This window comes from Duganella sp. S19_KUP01_CR8 (assembly GCF_036688705.1).
In the GTDB taxonomy this organism is placed as follows: Bacteria; Pseudomonadota; Gammaproteobacteria; order Burkholderiales; family Burkholderiaceae_D; genus Rugamonas.
The window spans coordinates 113,226-128,555 of sequence record NZ_JAQQPR010000013.1 but is presented as its reverse complement, the minus strand read 5'-3'; the positions used below and the strand labels follow the sequence as shown (position 1 = coordinate 128,555).

At 60.0% G+C, this 15,330-nt stretch carries 18 protein-coding genes; 9 read left to right on the top strand and 9 right to left on the bottom strand.

Annotated elements, in window-relative coordinates; all coding sequences use genetic code 11:
- Window positions 1–46: 46 nt before the first annotated feature.
- Entirely contained in the window at window positions 47–2,347 is a 2,301-nt protein-coding gene (locus V6M89_RS14995; protein WP_442881976.1) for a YgiQ family radical SAM protein, read from the bottom strand.
- Between the two features lie 234 nt (window positions 2,348–2,581).
- Here V6M89_RS14995 and V6M89_RS14990 point away from each other — a divergent pair, with 234 nt between their 5' ends.
- On the top strand, window positions 2,582–3,091 hold the full coding sequence (locus tag V6M89_RS14990) for a DUF1269 domain-containing protein (RefSeq protein WP_332853909.1): 510 nt from the start codon (window positions 2,582–2,584) through the stop codon (window positions 3,089–3,091).
- A 112-nt stretch (window positions 3,092–3,203) separates the two neighbouring features.
- Here the strand turns inward: V6M89_RS14990 and V6M89_RS14985 are convergent, their stop codons facing one another.
- From V6M89_RS14985 to V6M89_RS14975, 3 genes are all read right to left on the bottom strand, one after another.
- A complete protein-coding gene (locus V6M89_RS14985; RefSeq protein ID WP_332853908.1) occupies window positions 3,204–3,485 on the bottom strand; it encodes a DUF4404 family protein in 282 nt (93 codons plus the stop codon).
- Window positions 3,486–3,494: 9 nt separating this feature from the next.
- Entirely contained in the window at window positions 3,495–3,704 is a 210-nt protein-coding gene (locus V6M89_RS14980; RefSeq protein WP_332853907.1) for a VF530 family protein, read from the bottom strand.
- Between the two features lie 87 nt (window positions 3,705–3,791).
- A complete protein-coding gene (locus V6M89_RS14975) occupies window positions 3,792–5,927 on the bottom strand; it encodes a M3 family metallopeptidase (RefSeq protein WP_332853906.1) in 2,136 nt (711 codons plus the stop codon).
- A gap of 214 nt (window positions 5,928–6,141) precedes the next feature.
- Between V6M89_RS14975 and V6M89_RS14970 the strand changes: the two genes are divergently transcribed.
- On the top strand, window positions 6,142–6,531 hold the full coding sequence (locus V6M89_RS14970; protein WP_332853905.1) for an MmcQ/YjbR family DNA-binding protein: 390 nt from the start codon (window positions 6,142–6,144) through the stop codon (window positions 6,529–6,531).
- Here V6M89_RS14970 and V6M89_RS14965 read toward each other — a convergent pair.
- Window positions 6,500–6,628 (bottom strand): hypothetical protein, encoded by a 129-nt coding sequence (locus V6M89_RS14965; protein ID WP_332853904.1) that lies wholly within the window; start codon window positions 6,626–6,628, stop codon window positions 6,500–6,502. The genes V6M89_RS14970 and V6M89_RS14965 overlap by 32 nt on opposite strands.
- A gap of 152 nt (window positions 6,629–6,780) precedes the next feature.
- Between V6M89_RS14965 and V6M89_RS14960 the strand changes: the two genes are divergently transcribed.
- From V6M89_RS14960 to V6M89_RS14950, 3 genes are all read left to right on the top strand, one after another.
- Entirely contained in the window at window positions 6,781–7,212 is a 432-nt protein-coding gene (locus V6M89_RS14960; RefSeq protein ID WP_332853903.1) for a hypothetical protein, read from the top strand.
- A 99-nt stretch (window positions 7,213–7,311) separates the two neighbouring features.
- The gene (locus V6M89_RS14955) at window positions 7,312–8,076 is read left to right on the top strand and encodes a hypothetical protein (RefSeq protein ID WP_332853902.1); all 765 of its coding nucleotides are present in this window, start codon (window positions 7,312–7,314) and stop codon (window positions 8,074–8,076) included.
- 213 nt (window positions 8,077–8,289) lie between these two features.
- Window positions 8,290–9,180, top strand: coding sequence for a hypothetical protein (locus V6M89_RS14950; protein ID WP_332853901.1), 891 nt, complete (start codon window positions 8,290–8,292; stop codon window positions 9,178–9,180).
- 255 nt (window positions 9,181–9,435) lie between these two features.
- On the opposite strand, the gene V6M89_RS14945 is transcribed toward V6M89_RS14950, so the two are convergent.
- Window positions 9,436–9,993 (bottom strand): TMEM175 family protein, encoded by a 558-nt coding sequence (locus tag V6M89_RS14945; RefSeq protein WP_332853900.1) that lies wholly within the window; start codon window positions 9,991–9,993, stop codon window positions 9,436–9,438.
- A gap of 152 nt (window positions 9,994–10,145) precedes the next feature.
- Between V6M89_RS14945 and V6M89_RS14940 the strand changes: the two genes are divergently transcribed.
- The gene (locus V6M89_RS14940) at window positions 10,146–10,427 is read left to right on the top strand and encodes a hypothetical protein (protein ID WP_332853899.1); all 282 of its coding nucleotides are present in this window, start codon (window positions 10,146–10,148) and stop codon (window positions 10,425–10,427) included.
- A 78-nt stretch (window positions 10,428–10,505) separates the two neighbouring features.
- A complete protein-coding gene (locus tag V6M89_RS14935; protein WP_332853898.1) occupies window positions 10,506–11,759 on the top strand; it encodes a TonB family protein in 1,254 nt (417 codons plus the stop codon).
- A gap of 36 nt (window positions 11,760–11,795) precedes the next feature.
- Here the strand turns inward: V6M89_RS14935 and V6M89_RS14930 are convergent, their stop codons facing one another.
- Window positions 11,796–12,032 (bottom strand): type II toxin-antitoxin system Phd/YefM family antitoxin, encoded by a 237-nt coding sequence (locus V6M89_RS14930; RefSeq protein WP_332853897.1) that lies wholly within the window; start codon window positions 12,030–12,032, stop codon window positions 11,796–11,798.
- 178 nt (window positions 12,033–12,210) lie between these two features.
- On the opposite strand from V6M89_RS14930, the gene V6M89_RS14925 reads away from it, so the two are divergent.
- Window positions 12,211–12,504, top strand: coding sequence for a hypothetical protein (locus tag V6M89_RS14925; RefSeq protein WP_332853896.1), 294 nt, complete (start codon window positions 12,211–12,213; stop codon window positions 12,502–12,504).
- A gap of 44 nt (window positions 12,505–12,548) precedes the next feature.
- On the opposite strand, the gene V6M89_RS14920 is transcribed toward V6M89_RS14925, so the two are convergent.
- The gene (locus V6M89_RS14920) at window positions 12,549–13,061 is read right to left on the bottom strand and encodes a hypothetical protein (protein ID WP_332853895.1); all 513 of its coding nucleotides are present in this window, start codon (window positions 13,059–13,061) and stop codon (window positions 12,549–12,551) included.
- 18 nt (window positions 13,062–13,079) lie between these two features.
- Window positions 13,080–13,526, bottom strand: a complete 447-nt coding sequence (locus V6M89_RS14915; RefSeq protein ID WP_332853894.1) for an SRPBCC family protein — start codon at window positions 13,524–13,526, stop codon at window positions 13,080–13,082.
- Window positions 13,527–13,684: 158 nt separating this feature from the next.
- On the opposite strand from V6M89_RS14915, the gene V6M89_RS14910 reads away from it, so the two are divergent.
- Complete coding sequence (locus tag V6M89_RS14910; protein ID WP_332853893.1) at window positions 13,685–15,319, top strand: TonB family protein; 1,635 nt, start codon at window positions 13,685–13,687, stop codon at window positions 15,317–15,319.
- Window positions 15,320–15,330 lie beyond the last annotated feature (11 nt).

The following is a 15,330-nucleotide window of genomic DNA, read 5'->3' as shown; positions in this document are numbered from 1 at the left end:
TTGGCGACGCTGCTTTCCGGACCGGCCGGGCCGGCTGATTTTCGGCTTATTTGCGGCCGCGCGGGGCCGGCTTGGCGCCCTTGGCCGGCGCGGCGGCGGCCGGCTTCTTGACCTTGATGGTGTCGAGGATCGAGGCGCGCGGCTTGGTGTCGAGCGACTGCCGCGCCGTCAGCGAACCGGTCAGCGCATTGGCGCGCTGTCCCTGATGGCGTGCCGGCGGCTGGGCGCTGGCGACGATGCCGGAACGGGCGCCCTTGGCGCTCGGCGCCGGGCCGGACGGCGTGCGCCGGCTCGGGTCCGGCGCATTGCCTTCGCCCGCCGACCACGACGGGATCAGGTGCTTGTCGCCATTGCCGATCAAGTCGCCGCGGCCCATGGCCACCAGCGCCTCGCGCAGGATGGGCCAGTTCTCCGGGTCCTGGTAGCGCAGGAAGGCCTTGTGGGTGCGGCGGATCTTGCCGCTGCGCGCGGTCTCGACCACTTCCGAATCCTCGCTCACCTTGCGCAACGGGTTCTTGCGCGTGTGGTACATGGTGGTGGCCATGGCCATCGGCGTCGGCATGAAGGTCTGCACCTGGTCCAGCTTGAAGTTGTTCTTCTTCAGCCACAGCGCCAGGTTCAGCATGTCGAGGTCGGTCGTGCCGGGGTGGGCCGCGATGAAGTACGGGATCAGGTACTGCTTCTTGCCCGCCTCCAGCGAGAAGCGGTCGAACATTTCCTTGAACTCGTCGTAGGCGCCGATGCCCGGCTTCATCATCTTCGACAGCGTGTTTTCTTCGGTGTGTTCCGGCGCGATCTTCAGCAGGCCGCCCACGTGGTGGGTCACCAGTTCCTTGACGTACTCCGGCGAACGCACGGCGATGTCGTAGCGCAGGCCCGACGAAATCAGGATCTTCTTCACGCCGGGAATCGCGCGCGCCTTGCGGTACAGCGAGATCAGCTTGCTGTGGTCGGTGCCCAGGTTGACGCAGATCGACGGGTACACGCACGACAGGCGGCGGCACGATTCCTCGATCTTCGGGTCCTTGCAGGCCAGCCGGTACATATTGGCGGTCGGGCCGCCGAGGTCGGAAATGGTGCCGGTGAAGCCCTTGGTCTTGTCGCGGATGTGCTCGATCTCGCGCAGGATCGACGGCTCCGAGCGGCTCTGGATGATGCGGCCCTCGTGCTCGGTGATCGAGCAGAAGGTGCAGCCGCCGAAGCAGCCGCGCATGATATTCACGGAGAACCGGATCATTTCCCACGCCGGTATGCGAGCCTTGCCGTAGGCCGGGTGCGGCGCGCGCGCGTAGTTCATGTCGTAGACACCGTCCATCTCGTCCATGCGCAGCGGCAGCGGCGGCGGGTTCAACCAGACGTCGCGCTCGCCGTGCGCCTGCACCATGGCGCGGGCGTTGCCGGGGTTCGACTCCAGGTGGAACACGCGCGAGGCGTGCGCATACATCACCGGATCGGTGCTGACGGTTTCGTACGACGGCAGCCGCACCACGGTCTTGTTGTGCTTTTCCTTGGCCATGGCCTGGCGTTCTTCGCGGCTCATGATGCGGATAGGCTTGATCACCTCGACCGGCACCACCGGCTTCGGCTCGACCATGCCTTCGTCCACTTCGCCCTTGGCGCCGCCGTTCTCGGTGGCGCACGACGAGGTGTTCTGCTGCACCATCATGTACGGATCGGGATGGGTGTCGACCTTGCCCGGCACGTCGACGCGGGTGCTGTTGTGCACGCCCCAGTCGTCGTCCGGCAGCCAGCCGGCCGGCACCATGAAGGCGGTGCCGCGCAGGTCGCGGATGGACTTGATGTCTTCGCCGGCGGCCATGCGGTGGGTCAGGTCGACCAGCGCGCGTTCGGCGTTGCCGAAGATCAGCAGGTCGGCCTTGGAATCGGTCAGCACCGAGCGGCGCACCTTGTCCGACCAGTAGTCGAAGTGGGCGATGCGGCGCAGCGACGCTTCGATCGAGCCGATCACCACCGGCGTGCCGGGATAGGCTTCGCGCACGCGCTGGGCGTAGACGGTGACGGCGCGGTCGGGGCGCTTGTTCGGTTCGCCGTTGGCGGTGTAGGCGTCGTCGGAGCGGATCTTGCGGTCGGCCGTGTAGCGGTTGACCATCGAGTCCATATTGCCGGCGGTGATGCCGTAGTACAGGCGCGGCTTGCCCAGCGCGCGGAAGGCCTCGGCGGAGGTCCAGTCCGGCTGCGAGATGATGCCGACGCGGAAGCCCTGCGCCTCCAGCAGGCGGCCGACCAGGGCCATGCCGAAGCTCGGATGGTCGATGTAGGCATCGCCGGTGACGAGGATGACGTCGCACTCGTCCCAGCCGAGCGCAACCATTTCGGCGCGGGACATCGGCAGGAAAGGCGCGGCGGCAGCGCGGGCAGACCGTTTCGGGACGGTCGCAAATAAATTGGTAGGGGAGCTCATATCGGACAGCATTGTACCGGAAATGCCCCCGCTCCGCTCATGGCTGAAAGAAAAATTCTTTTAGTATTCAATCACTTGAGTGTAAATGATGATGGATTTACATTGCTATAGTCCGCAACTTTGCTATAACGGATAGACACCTGTCACCGGGAGACCATTATGCGACGCCGACTTTATTTCATGCTGCCCGACGTGCCGAGCGCCCGTTCCATGCTGGACGAGTTGCTGCTGGCGCGGATAGAAATCGGCCATATGCGCTTCATGGCCAGGGACGGGCTGCCGTCGGACATGCCGGACGTCAGCTTCATGCAGAAGACCGATCTGGTGCACGGCGCCCAGCTGGGCGTGGTGATCGGCGCCATCGTCGGCCTCGGGGCCGGCGTGTTCCTGACGCTGTTCCCGGTCGACGGCATGACCTTGCGCACCGCCGCCATCCTGCTGGTGGCGCTGGGCGGGGCGATCTTCGGCGGCTGGGCTTCCGGCATGAATGCGGCGGCCGTGCCGAATACCCGGCTCAAGCAGTTTATGCCGCGCATCGAGCAGGGCCAGGTGCTGTTGATCGTGGACGTGCCGGTGCGGCGCGTCGAAGAAATCGAAGAGATGATCGCCAAGCGTCATCCCGAAATCAGCTTTGGCGGTATGGAACCGCCGATGCTGGCGTTTCCGTAACGCCGGCTACCCGGGGACCTAGGTTCCCCGGGTCCTTGAATACCACCCCGCAAACCGGAGCCGTGGGGTCGGACCCCGCACGGGGACCGACCCCTGTGGCCGCATTGCGGGTTTAGATCCCCATGCTGGACAGGATATTGCCCAATTCGCGCAGGGCCGGCTCCAATTGCGGATGCTGGGCGGCGAACTTGGCCGAGATTTCCTGGGTGCGTTCGGCCAGGCCGTAGGTGGTGCTCTCGCCCGGGCTGGCCTCGGCGGCGGCGCGGCGCTCCAGCAACTGCTTGATGTCGCCGTCCAGCTGCTTGAGCAAATCCTGCAATTCATCGTCGATCGGGCCGGCGCTGGCCAGGTGGCTGCGCAGGGAACTCAGTGATGTCTTCAGATTGCTGTCCATATTCAACCCCTAGTCGGTAAATGTCGTGGCGACGTAGAGTTCTTCGACTCTGGCGCGGGCCCACGGTGTCTTGCGCAAAAATTTCAGGCTGGACTTGATGCTCGGATCGCTGATGAAGCAATTGATGTCGATCCGTTGACCCAGCTGTTCCCAGCCGTAATGCGCGTGCAAACGGGTTACGATGGCTTCCAGCGTCACGCCGTGCAGTTCGTTACTCATAGTTCTATCTTACTCATAAAATGAAAGGGCCGGACTCGATTCTTACACAAATCGGGTCCGGCCCCTGCTTCCTTGCTCTGCTGCGACTTATTTACCGGTCAGGCCGCGGCGCTCCAGCAGCGGTTCGATGATCGGATCGCGGCCGCGGAAGTTGCGGAACAGGTTCATCGCATCGTCGGTGCCGCCGCGCGACAGCAGCTTGGCGCGGAACCAGTCGCCGTTTTCGCGTTTCAGGCCGCCTTTTTCCTTGAACCACTCGACAGTGTCGGCGTCCAGTTTCTCGGACCACAGGTAGGCGTAGTAGCCGGCCGAGTAGCCGCCGGAGAAGCTGTGCGAGAAGTAGGTGGTGCGGTAGCGCGGCGGCACCGGCGCGAAGTCCACGCCCATGTCCTTCAGCGATTGCGCTTCAAAGCCCAGCACGTCGGTCGGGATCTGCGACGGCGTCAGCTGGTGCCAGCGCTGGTCCAGCAGCGAAGCCGACAGGTACTCGGTGGTCAGGAAGCCCTGGTTGAATTTCTTCGACGCGATGACCTTGTCCAGCAGTTCCTTCGGCATCGGCGCGCCGGTCTTGTAGTGCTTGGCGTAGTTGGACAGCACCTCAGGCCACACCGCCCACATCTCGTTCACTTGCGACGGGTATTCGACGAAGTCGCGCGGCACGCTGGTGCCGGAGAAGCGCGGGTACTTCACGTTGGAGAACATGCCGTGCAGCGCGTGGCCGAACTCGTGGAAGGCGGTCTTGACTTCATCGTAGGTCAGCAGCGTCGGCTCGCCGGCAGGCGGCTTGGGAATGTTGAGGTGGTTGGCCACCACCGAGTGCGTACCCAGCAGCGACGACTGCGAGCTGTACTCGTTCATCCAGGCGCCGCCCTGCTTGTTGCTGCGGGCGTACATATCGGCCAGGAAGATGGCCAGTTGCTTGCCGTTGGCGTCGAACACATCGAACACGCGCACGTCCGGGTTGTACACCGGCAGGTCCTTGCGCTCCTTGAACGACAGGCCGTACAGCTTGCCTGCGGCGTAGAACACGCCGTTGGTCAGCACGTTGTTCAGCTCGAAGTAAGGCTTCAACTGGTTCTCGTCGAAGGCGAAGCGCTGGGCGCGCACCTTGTCGGTGTAGAAGGCCCAGTCGGAGGCGTCGATCTGGAAGCCGCCCTTGTCGGCGTCGACCACGGCTTGCAGGTCGGCCGCTTCTTTCTTGGCGTTGGTGACGGCCGGCTTGGCCAGCTCGCCCAGCAGCTTGTTGACGGCGGCGGTGTCGTGCGCGGTCTGGTCTTCCAGCGAGTAGGCGGCGAAGTTGGCGTAGCCCAGCAGGGTGGCTTTCTCGGCGCGCGCCTTGGCGATTTTCAGCACCACTTCGCGGCTGTCGAACTCGCCGCCGTGGCTGCCGCGCGTCAGCGATGCGGCCATCAGGCGCTCGCGCACGGCGCGGTTGGTCAGCACGGCCAGCGGCGGCTGGCCGCTGGTGTTGACGATGGCGACCAGGAACTTGCCGTCCATGCCCTTGGCCTTGGCGGCGGCTGCGGCGGCGTCGATGGCGGCGTCGGTCATGCCGGCCAGTTCTTCGCGGGTGTCGACCACCAGCGCCGAGGCGTTGGTTTCCTTCAGCACGTTCTGGGTGAAGGTGGTTTGCAGCGTGGCGATGGCGCCGTTGAGGGTCTTGAGTTTTTCCTTGTCGGCGTTGGACAGCTTGGCGCCGGCGCGGACGAAATCGGTGTGATAGCGTTCCAGCAGGTGCTTGGACTCGGCGTCGAGCTTGAGCTGGTCGCGCTTGTCGTACAGCGATTTCACGCGGGCGTACAGCTTGGCGTTCAGGTAGATGGCGTCGCCGTGGGCGGCCAGCTTGGGCGACATCTCGCTATCGATCGCGTCCAGCTTGTCGTTGGTGTTGGCGCCTTGCAGGTTGCCGAAGGTGGTTTGCACGCGGGTCAGCAGCTCGCCGGATTTTTCCATGGCGACGATGGTGTTCTCGAACGTGGCCGGCTTCTTGTTGTCGGCGATCGCTGCGATTTCCTTCAGCTGGATGCGCATGCCTTCGACGAAGGCCGGCTGGAAGTGCTCGTCCTTGATCTGGTCAAATGCCGGGTAGTGGAACGGCAGCGTGCTGGCGGCGGCCAGCGGGTTGCCGGCCAGCGCGGCGGCGGGGGCAGGGGCGGCCAACACGGTCTGGGAGAAGGCCAGGCCGAGGGCGGCCGCGATTACGAGCACTTGAGGACGGGACATGGTGACATCTTTCATTAAACGCCGAGGAAAAATGCTGACGCGACTAAGCGCAGCATGGAAGCGCAAGATGATATCAGGGTGATATGGCGGCAGTCACTGGCAAAAAATGCTGCACTGCACTTGATTGGAAAGCGGGGGCTTTTTCCGAAGAATGCTTTGTCGAATTGGCATTTTTACCGCTACACTGAGGCTCCGTTGCAACATCACCGCCGAAATGAACACTCAACAGCTGAAACGACATTGCCAGCAATACCCCGGCACGGTGGAAACCCTGCACGGCGAGCCGTCGAACATCCTGGTCTACAAGGTCGAGGGCAAGACCTTCGCCTACTTCAAGACCAGCGAACCGGAACGCTGGCGCTTCAGCCTGCGCGTGACGCCGGACCGTTTCCTCGAGCTGACCGACGTGTCGGGCGTGAAGCCGGCGCGCTACATGGGGCGCTTTCACTGGGTGACCATTGTCGACGTGAGCAAGTTCCCGGCCGACTACCTGACCGAGCTGGTGGCAGGATCGTATCGCCGCGCGGTGGAGTCGCTCAGCAAGGCCAGGCAGAAGGCCTTGAATCAGAACGCTAGCGCTGCTCGAAGCGGCGACCCGGAGTAAACCAGATCATCGCGACGCTCACATAGACCGCGAAACCGGCCATCGGTTCGACCAGCGATACGCCGATGCCGATCAAATACAGCAAGGATGGCGACATTAGCTCGACGACTTGCAGTCGAGAAACGGCTGAAAGGATGCATGAAGGGGGCGAGATTCAGGCGTTGGAGTACAACGTGTCGCTGGATGAAGTTGTAGGGCGTCGGGAAGCGGGTATCATCGCAAGTTCATAAAAATTCAAAAGGGCTCACCGTGGCATCCTACTCCGCCGCTGATCGACTCGCTCGAATGCTGGAAAAGATGGGCTACAAAGACCCCGTTGTGACAAAACGCGATGGTGCTTGGACCGCCGTCGCTTCGGACCCTTTGAACCAGATCGAAGTGCGATTTGAACCCTTGGGCACCACTGTTGATGCCGCGATTCTCGCGCTGCACAAGTACTCGCCTGTTCCTAAGCACTACGTCTGCGGTCACTGGACTACGTGCAAGCAATGCGGTGTGGTTGACAAGCCGATGGGATATACCGAGAGCGCCAGCGGTAATTTCATGCACCGATGCCGGTCGTGTGCCAGCGTTTGGGTAGCCATGACGGCAGCGGAACAAGAAGAGCAAGCCGAGGCATGGATGAATGAAGCGCAGGAGGTTCACGATCCGTTGTTCAAGCGATTTTCCAAGGGCGGTTAAATCCATAGGGCATAACGGTTGTTCAGTCGAACATCCCCGTTACCCGCACGAAATACGGTGGCATACTGGTATGCTTGTCTTTTTTAATGTGGAGTAGCAATGGCAACATGCTTTGTGATACAGCCCTTCGATGGCGGAGCCTATGACAAGCGGTATAACGACGTGTACGCGCCAGCCATTGTCGCCGCAGGGTATGAACCGTACCGTGTCGATCACGACCCAAGCGTATCAGTACCGATTGAGTCCATTGAAGCTGGCATTCGTAACGCGGTGGTCTGCCTTGCCGACATCAGCGAGGACAACCCGAACGTCTGGTACGAACTGGGGTACGCTTTTTCTCAAGGCAAGCAGGTCGTGATGGTGTGTAAAGAAGGGCGTACGAAGTTCCCTTTCGATATTCAGCACCGCACGATCATCACCTACAAAACCGAATCACCCAGTGACTTCGATGCGCTGCGTGACGCGATCACGGCAAAGATAACTGCTTACGTCAAAAAGGCCGAAACTTTGCAGGTAATGTCTGCGAACGATGCGGTTTCGCCGGTCGATGGCCTGTCGTCAGTTGAAGTGCGCGTTGTGGCTATTTTGGCTGGTGGTGCCAGTCCGGGAAGCGCGGTGGCACTTTATTCCGCAAGGCGCGATGCGGAGGCCGCTGGTGTAACACTGATTGGTTTCAACTTAGGCGTGCGGCGCTTATTAGCGAAGGGGTTCATAAACGAAACCTCAGAGGAAGACGAACGTGACGGTGAAATATATGCCTGCCTTGAACTGACGGAGACTGGCTGGATTTGGTTGGACGCGAACGAAGACTTGTTCGTCCTTCATCGGACCCCGAAAGAAGAGACGACTGATATACCCTTCTGATCGGACACCTAAAAAAAATCCTGAGGGGGCCACTGGGCGATTTAACAAGCCGGTGGACAGAGGAACAATCCTCAGGCTTCGATTTAAGGTACCTGGCAGCGCTGCTTGTTTTGCGACCATGCCACGGCTACACCCTACCAGTTCCATGATTTCTTTCCAGCTAGACGGTACTACGGTAACGAATTCATTTGACCATCAACAGTACAACTCAACATGACCACTTTGTTAACGCCAGTGACTGAAGAGCAGAACCCACCTGCCGAGCGCATAAGTTTGAAGACTTTTTTTGAATCCTGTCAGCCCGGCAAGGGGGCGATGGTAGACGAAATCATCGCTTCATCCCGGCAAGGAAATTCTTACATACCCGTCCTGAGAGTTCCATTAGTCCAGCTTCATTGCGATTCGGACGACTGTCAGGGTGTTAGGTATTTCGCCCACACTGGCATCCACGCCATAAAGCGCGAAAGCACTACCGAACATTTCGTTGAGTTCATCTGCCGCCACTGTCGCAAAACGAAGAAGACGTATGCGGTGACGGTATTGCCCGACGAAGAAGGTGATAATGGCTACCTTTTCAAATTTGGTGAAGAACCGCCTTTTGGGCCACCTACGCCTGCAAAAGTAATCAGCCTAATTGGCGGCGAGCGTGACTATTTCCTAAAGGGGCGTCGCTGTGAGAATCAAGGGCTTGGAATCGCTGCATTTGCATACTATCGCCGTGTAGTAGAAAACCAAAAAGGGCGCATCTTAGCCGAGGTGCATCGCGTCGCTGCTCGGCTTGGTGCAGCAGAAGAGGTGTTATCTGAACTGGTGGCCGCACAAGCAGAAGTCCAATTTTCAAAAGCTATCGAGTCAATCAAACACGCCATCCCGCAAATACTGCTAATTAACGGGCATAACCCCCTTATGCTACTTCACTCAGCGCTAAGCGAAGGTCTTCACGCCACTACAGACGACGAGTGCTTGCAACTTGCAACCAGCATCCGTATCGTTTTAACGGAGTTGGTAGACCGTATGAACGTTGCGCTGAAAGACGAGGCCGAGCTTACCGGTGCGGTCAATCACCTAATGAAAGCAATAGGTAAGCAGAAGGCCCGCAAGTAGTCAAGGGAATCGCGGTGTGGGGCGGCGCTTGTTCAGCTAGGCTACCTCCCCTTCTTGCACTCTCTGTAGGCCCACGCTTCAGTTTCAAGCGGACCCATGAAGCTCCGTTTCATGAAGGCATCACCGATTATCTCTCCATACACCGTGCCATGCGACGCATTGATCTTATCTAACCGGTATTTCGTGCGTTTCGGTTCATTGTCGCGCACCTTTTCGACACCTATAAGCCTGTCCGTGTGGGATGCTCCCCCATCATTACCTGCGCTCGAACCTGCGATCAGGGACGAACCAGATCATTGCGACAAAGATGTAGACTGCAAAACCAGCCATCGGCGTCACAAGCGATACACCGATGCCTACTGCATACAGCAGCGTGGACAGCTTCCCCTTGCGATCCTTGCCTAGCGCAATCTTTAACGCTTCGTTGTTTGCAGCAAGACAGGTTGCGAGGATAAAGTACGCGACACTGCACATGAACAGCACTAAGCCATAGCAGGCCAGCGGCACGGCAGCGAAATGGTTCTCACCCATCCACCCGGTCACGAATGGCACTAGCGACAGCCAGAACAACAGATGTAGATTTCCCCACAGCGCCCCGCCGGTGACTTGGGTAGCCGTATGGACCAAGTGGTGGTGATTATTCCAATATATTCCAACGTAAATGAAGCTCAGCACATAGCTGAGAAACACCGGCCACAAAGGCAGCAGCGTCGCCCATTCCGCACCATGCGGCACCTTTAGTTCCAGCACCATGATGGTGATGATGATCGCGATGACACCATCGCTGAATGCTTCCAACCTGCCTTTGCCCATGCCTGCTCCCTGCTGCTTTTTGAAAGTACGGCAAGCTTAACCGAATCCTTCACTGCCGGGTCAGCTATAGCGTTCAGACCTGTATCAATCGTGTGCTCTATGCTGCGCAGGCAAGCTGGCGTAAAGTAGTCGATGCCTCCGAGGAGTCCACTATGAACGGCAACAATCAGCCCCAGCAGGAACAGCACCGCATCGCCGAGCGCGTTGCCCGTGTTGAGACGGCGATCGACTACCAGGGGCAGGCCATATCTGGGCTGCGCGACGAAACGCGGGCTGGCTTCGCCCGTGTGGACGCCGAGTTCGTTCGCGTACATGAGCAACTGCTGAAGATACGCACCACGGACTTCCGCATTCTGTTGAGTATCTGCTTGACCACGGCCCTCGGCACCATGGGCTTGCTCATCAAGGTCTTTGGTCTGCTCCCGATGCGTTAAACGGGTGCGGACACGCAACTCGACAAGCTTTACTTATCCACATACACTTCGCTGCCACAACTCCTTCATAGCGCTGCGATGAAATCGAACATTTTCAAAAAAAAGATCCTGACTCCAGCACTAGGCTTGGCCATGTTGGCGAGCGCAGGCAGTATATCCGCCGGCGAGCAGCAAGACACACGCCCAATAGCGAACTTCAATAGCTGCCAGAAGCCCGAGTGGCCCAAGGAAGCTCTGCGCAAGGAGCAAACAGGCACTGTAACGCTGTCTTTCCTGATTGACGAAGACGGGACGGTCCGGGACTCAGTCATCGTCAAGTCAAGCGGCGCTCCATTATTAGACGAGGCAGCGCAACGCGGCATCGAGCGCTGTCAATTTAGCCCTGCAAAGGTTAATGGCATAACGGTCGGAGCCTGGACGCAGATGCAATATGTGTGGACGATCGAAACACCGGAACAGACGAAAGAAGCCTTGGCCCAAGCAGAAGCCTATCGTGCCTCTGCATTGAAAGGGGATATGACGGCCGTATACAAATTGGGCATGCTCTATCGCGGCGTAAACGGCTTGCCTCAGAACCTGGAATATGCGGCCAAAATGTTTCTCCTTGCAGCGGAGCGCGGGCAAGCGGATGCTCAATACGAATTGGCAAACAGCTTGACCTATGGGATGGGAGTACCAAAGAATCCTGAGCAAGCAGTGGGCTACTATCAAAAAGCTGCGGAACAAGGCAACGCCAAGGCCCAACTGAAGCTGGGCGGTCTCTACGAAACAGGGACTGGAGTCGTTCGCAATGCGGCTCTTGCAGCAGAGTGGTACCGCAAGGCCGCCGATCAAGGCGATCATGCATCAGAGGAGAAATTGGGCGGATACTATGAAAGCGGCACTGGCGTCGAACATAGTGACTCCAAGGCCGCCGTCTTGTACCGCAAGGCGGCCGAGGCAGAAATTCCTGCGGCTCAAACGCATCTGGGCTTAATGTACTTGCGCGGCAAGGGTGTCGATAAAGACTTGTCTCAAGCCATAGTTTGGATCGGCAAAGCTGCGCAACAGCGTCACCCCGAAGCAGAGGCGACGCTTGGTGAGTTGTACTTTGCAGGCAAGGGCGTACCACAAAGCGAATCGGAAGGCTGGAACCTCCTGCAACGTGCGGCGGCAGGTGGAAATGTTCAGGCGATGGCGGTGATGGGATACATGCTCACTCGAGGGATACATACGGCTCCGGACCTCAAGCAAGGCCAGATATGGCTACGCAAGGCTGCGACTCTAGGCAGTACGGTAGCCGCTCACTGGCTCGATAGCAGCAACGCCCCGAACTACATCTTTGGCGACTGACCACCTTGCCCATTTCTCGTCACCCTTTATACCGCATCAGAAGCGATCCGAATCCCGCATTTCGCGTATGAATTCAGCTGCCGGCTCACCCAGATAACGAATGCCGGCCCGGTGTTCGGTCAAGCTTGGGACATGCTGGCGGGGCGGGTCGCTTTTCACAATCTTAACGACCGCTTTTCCACGCTTGGTGATCGTCACCTGTTCACCGCCCTCCACCAACTCGATCAGCTTGCTCAGCTGCGCTTTTGCTTCAGCCAAAGAAAACGTGTACATGAGGACCTCATGAATATCCGGATGACCATTAGATCATAGCACCACATGAAGATGATAACGCCTGCGCTAAATACTTCACTGCCGGGGCCGCCGTACCATAGGGACCTGCATCAATCGTGTGCGCTATGCTGCGCGTGCATGCTGGCGTAAAGTGGTAAATGCTTCCGAGGAGTCCACCATGAATGGTAACAATCAGCCCCAGCAGGAACAGCACCGCATCGCCGAGCGCGTTGCCCATTTTGAAACAGCGATCGACTACCAGGGGCAGGCCATATCTGGACTGCGCGAGGAAATGCGCGGTGGCTTCACTCGAGTGGACGCCCAGTTTTCTCGTGTGGACGCCGAGTTTGTGCGGGTACACGAGCAGTTAATGAAGATACGCACCACGGACTTCCGCATTCTGCTGAGCATCTGTCTGACCACGGCCCTTGGCACGATGAGCTTGATCGTCAAAGTCTACGGTCTGCTCTAGTACGCTTGCTGCATTAAACTGCGCAAGGGCCGATAGCCCAACAATCAGTAACTGCTGTCGATTCGGTAGGTGACGATCACACTGCCCTTGACGGCATGCTGCTTCAGGCGCATCGCTGCGACCCCGCCCACGCTCTCTTGCGGAAAACGAATCTCCAGACGATTGGCCGCGAGCCATTTGACATCCGGACCGTTGCGCAGATTGTTTGTCGCCAGGTCACGGAAGCTGCCGCAACCGCCCACATAAACGACCTGGGCATCATCGCGCGCATCGACCTTCACGTCGGCAGGTAGGACCACGATCGTATCGATGCAATAGGGAGAAATGCCGCCTCCGCCGTTCTCGTTGAGCAGCACCGCCTTGTACCTGCCGTCAGGCGAGCGCATCTCCTTCGTCTGGAAGGGCTGGTCCCCGAAGTAACCCAGCAAAAAACGCGCCGCGCCTGCCAGCAAAGCCAACAAGCCCACCAGCGCCAGAAAATTTTTAAACCAACGTCCGACAGCACGTCGAACATTCCCGCCCTCGGCGAAGCGCAGTTTTCCGGCGAATATCTCCACTGTTTCCGTCCTTTCAATTTACTCGCGTATCTCCGGCTCCACCAACTGCGCCAGCAGCACCAGCGACTCCTGCCAGCCCAGATAGCAGGCTTCCGTCGGGATCACCGCCGGTATGCCTTCCTGCACCACTTTCAGCTCCACGCCGCAGAACACGTCGCGCAGCGTCACGGTGGTCTGCATCACGCCGGGCAGGTTGGGATCGTCGAACTTGCCGGTGTAGACCAGGCGCTGGTTCGGCACCAGCTCCAGGTACTCGCCGCCGAAGTGATGGCCGCCGCCGGTGGTGAAATTGGTGAACGACATGCGGTAGCCGCCGCCCACCTTGGCGTCCAGCGCATGCACCTTGCCGGTGAAGCCATGCGGCGGCAGCCATTTGGCCAGCGCATCGGCATCCAGGAAGGCGCGGTAGACGCGCTCCGCCTTGGCCTTCAATACCCGTTGCAGTTGTACAGTATTCGTAGTCATGATCGTATCTCCTGTGAGTGAGAGGACAGCCCTCTATAACCTACGACGAACGACGGTCCGCAAATTCGACACGCCACGCCTATCCTGCCGGTAATAGACAGATAACCAATTTCCGCCTATCCTGCCCGTTTTCAAATTTGAAACATTAAGGATACGCCATGGGCCAGACTTTTTCCACCCGGCGGCTGCTGGCCGCAGCGCTCGGCGTCACGGTCTCGCTGGCCGCCCACGCCGCTGAGCCGCGCACCAAGCCGGTCGCCGATTTCAGTAGCTGCACCAAACCGGCCTGGCCCAAGGAAGCGCTGCGCAAGGAACAAACCGGCACCGTGACCCTGTCCTTCCTGATCGCCGCCGACGGCAGCGTCGCCGACACCAAAGTGACCCGCTCCAGCGGCTTCCCGCTGCTCGACGACGCGGCCGTGAACGGCCTGCGCCTGTGCCGCTTCAAGCCGGGCATCCTGGACGGCAAACCAGTCAGCGCCTGGCAACAGATGCAGTACGTGTGGGAACTGGAGGGCGTCTCCAGGATCAAGGTCGATCAGCAGGCGGTGAAGCAATACCACGATGCCGCGCTGGCCGGCGATCCCGAAGCGCTGTACATGCTGGCCAAGGCTTACAGCAACGGCGCGGCCAACCAGGCGGCCAGCCTGGAGCAGTTCCGCACCGTGCTGGACAAGAGCCTGGCGGACGCGCAGTTTGAGCTGGCCCATCGGCTGGCGAACGGATCGGACGCGTCCAAGGACCAGGCCGAAGCGACGGTCTGGTATCGCAAAGCCGCGGAAGCCGGCAACGCGACCGCGCAGCTGGAACTGGGCAACCGCTATGACCATGGCAAGGGTGTCGCCAGGGATTATGCCGAGGCGATGGCCTGGTATCTGAAATCGGCTGCGCAGGGCGACCACCGGGCGGAAAGCAATATCGGCGTGCTGCATGCCTATGGCCGCGGCGTTCCGAGCGATCTGGCCGAAGCCGCCAAGTGGTATCGCAAGGCGGCCGACGGCGGCAACACCTGGGGTGAAGCCAACCTGGGTTTGTTCTACCTGTACGGCAAAGGCGTTCCCGAGGACCTGCCGCAGGCGCTGCAATTGCTGGAACGGGCGGCCGCCAAGCACAATGCGGACGCCGAGCGCGATCTGGCCACCATGTACCTGACCGGCAAAGGCGTCGTACAAAACAACGAGGAAGGCTTGCGCTACCTGCGCCTGGCGGCGGCCGATAACAACGTCGGCTCGCAAATCCGGCTGGGCCTGGTGCTATCCCACGGCCTGTTCGGCGTCGCCGCCGATCCGGTCGAGGGCGTGAAATGGCAGCGCGCCGCCAGCAAGAACGGCAACGCGGTGGCCGAGAACAATCTGGGTTACGCCTACGAAACCGGCAGCGGCGTCGCGCAAGACTACGCCGCCGCGCGCGACTGGTATATCCGCGCCGCCGGACAAGGCAACGGCAATGCCCAGGCTGCGCTGGGCGGCCTGTACGAGCGTGGACTCGGCGTCGACAAAGACCTGGGCCGCGCGGCGGCGCAATACCAGCTGGCGGCCGCGCAAAACAATGCGGACAGCCTGTATCGCCTGGCGGGGTTGCACGAAGCCGGACTGGGCGTGCAGCAAAGTGCGACGATCGCCGCCGCCATGTACCTGCGCTCGGCCAACCTGGACTTTGAAGCCGCCATGCGCCGCCTGGCCACCGCCTACAAAAAAGGCGAACTGGGCCTGAAGGCGGATGCGGCGCAGGCGCGCGAATGGCAGACCAAGGCCGAGCAAAAGGCCGCCGCTCCGCGGTTCGACTTCCGCTAGTCTGGGCAGCT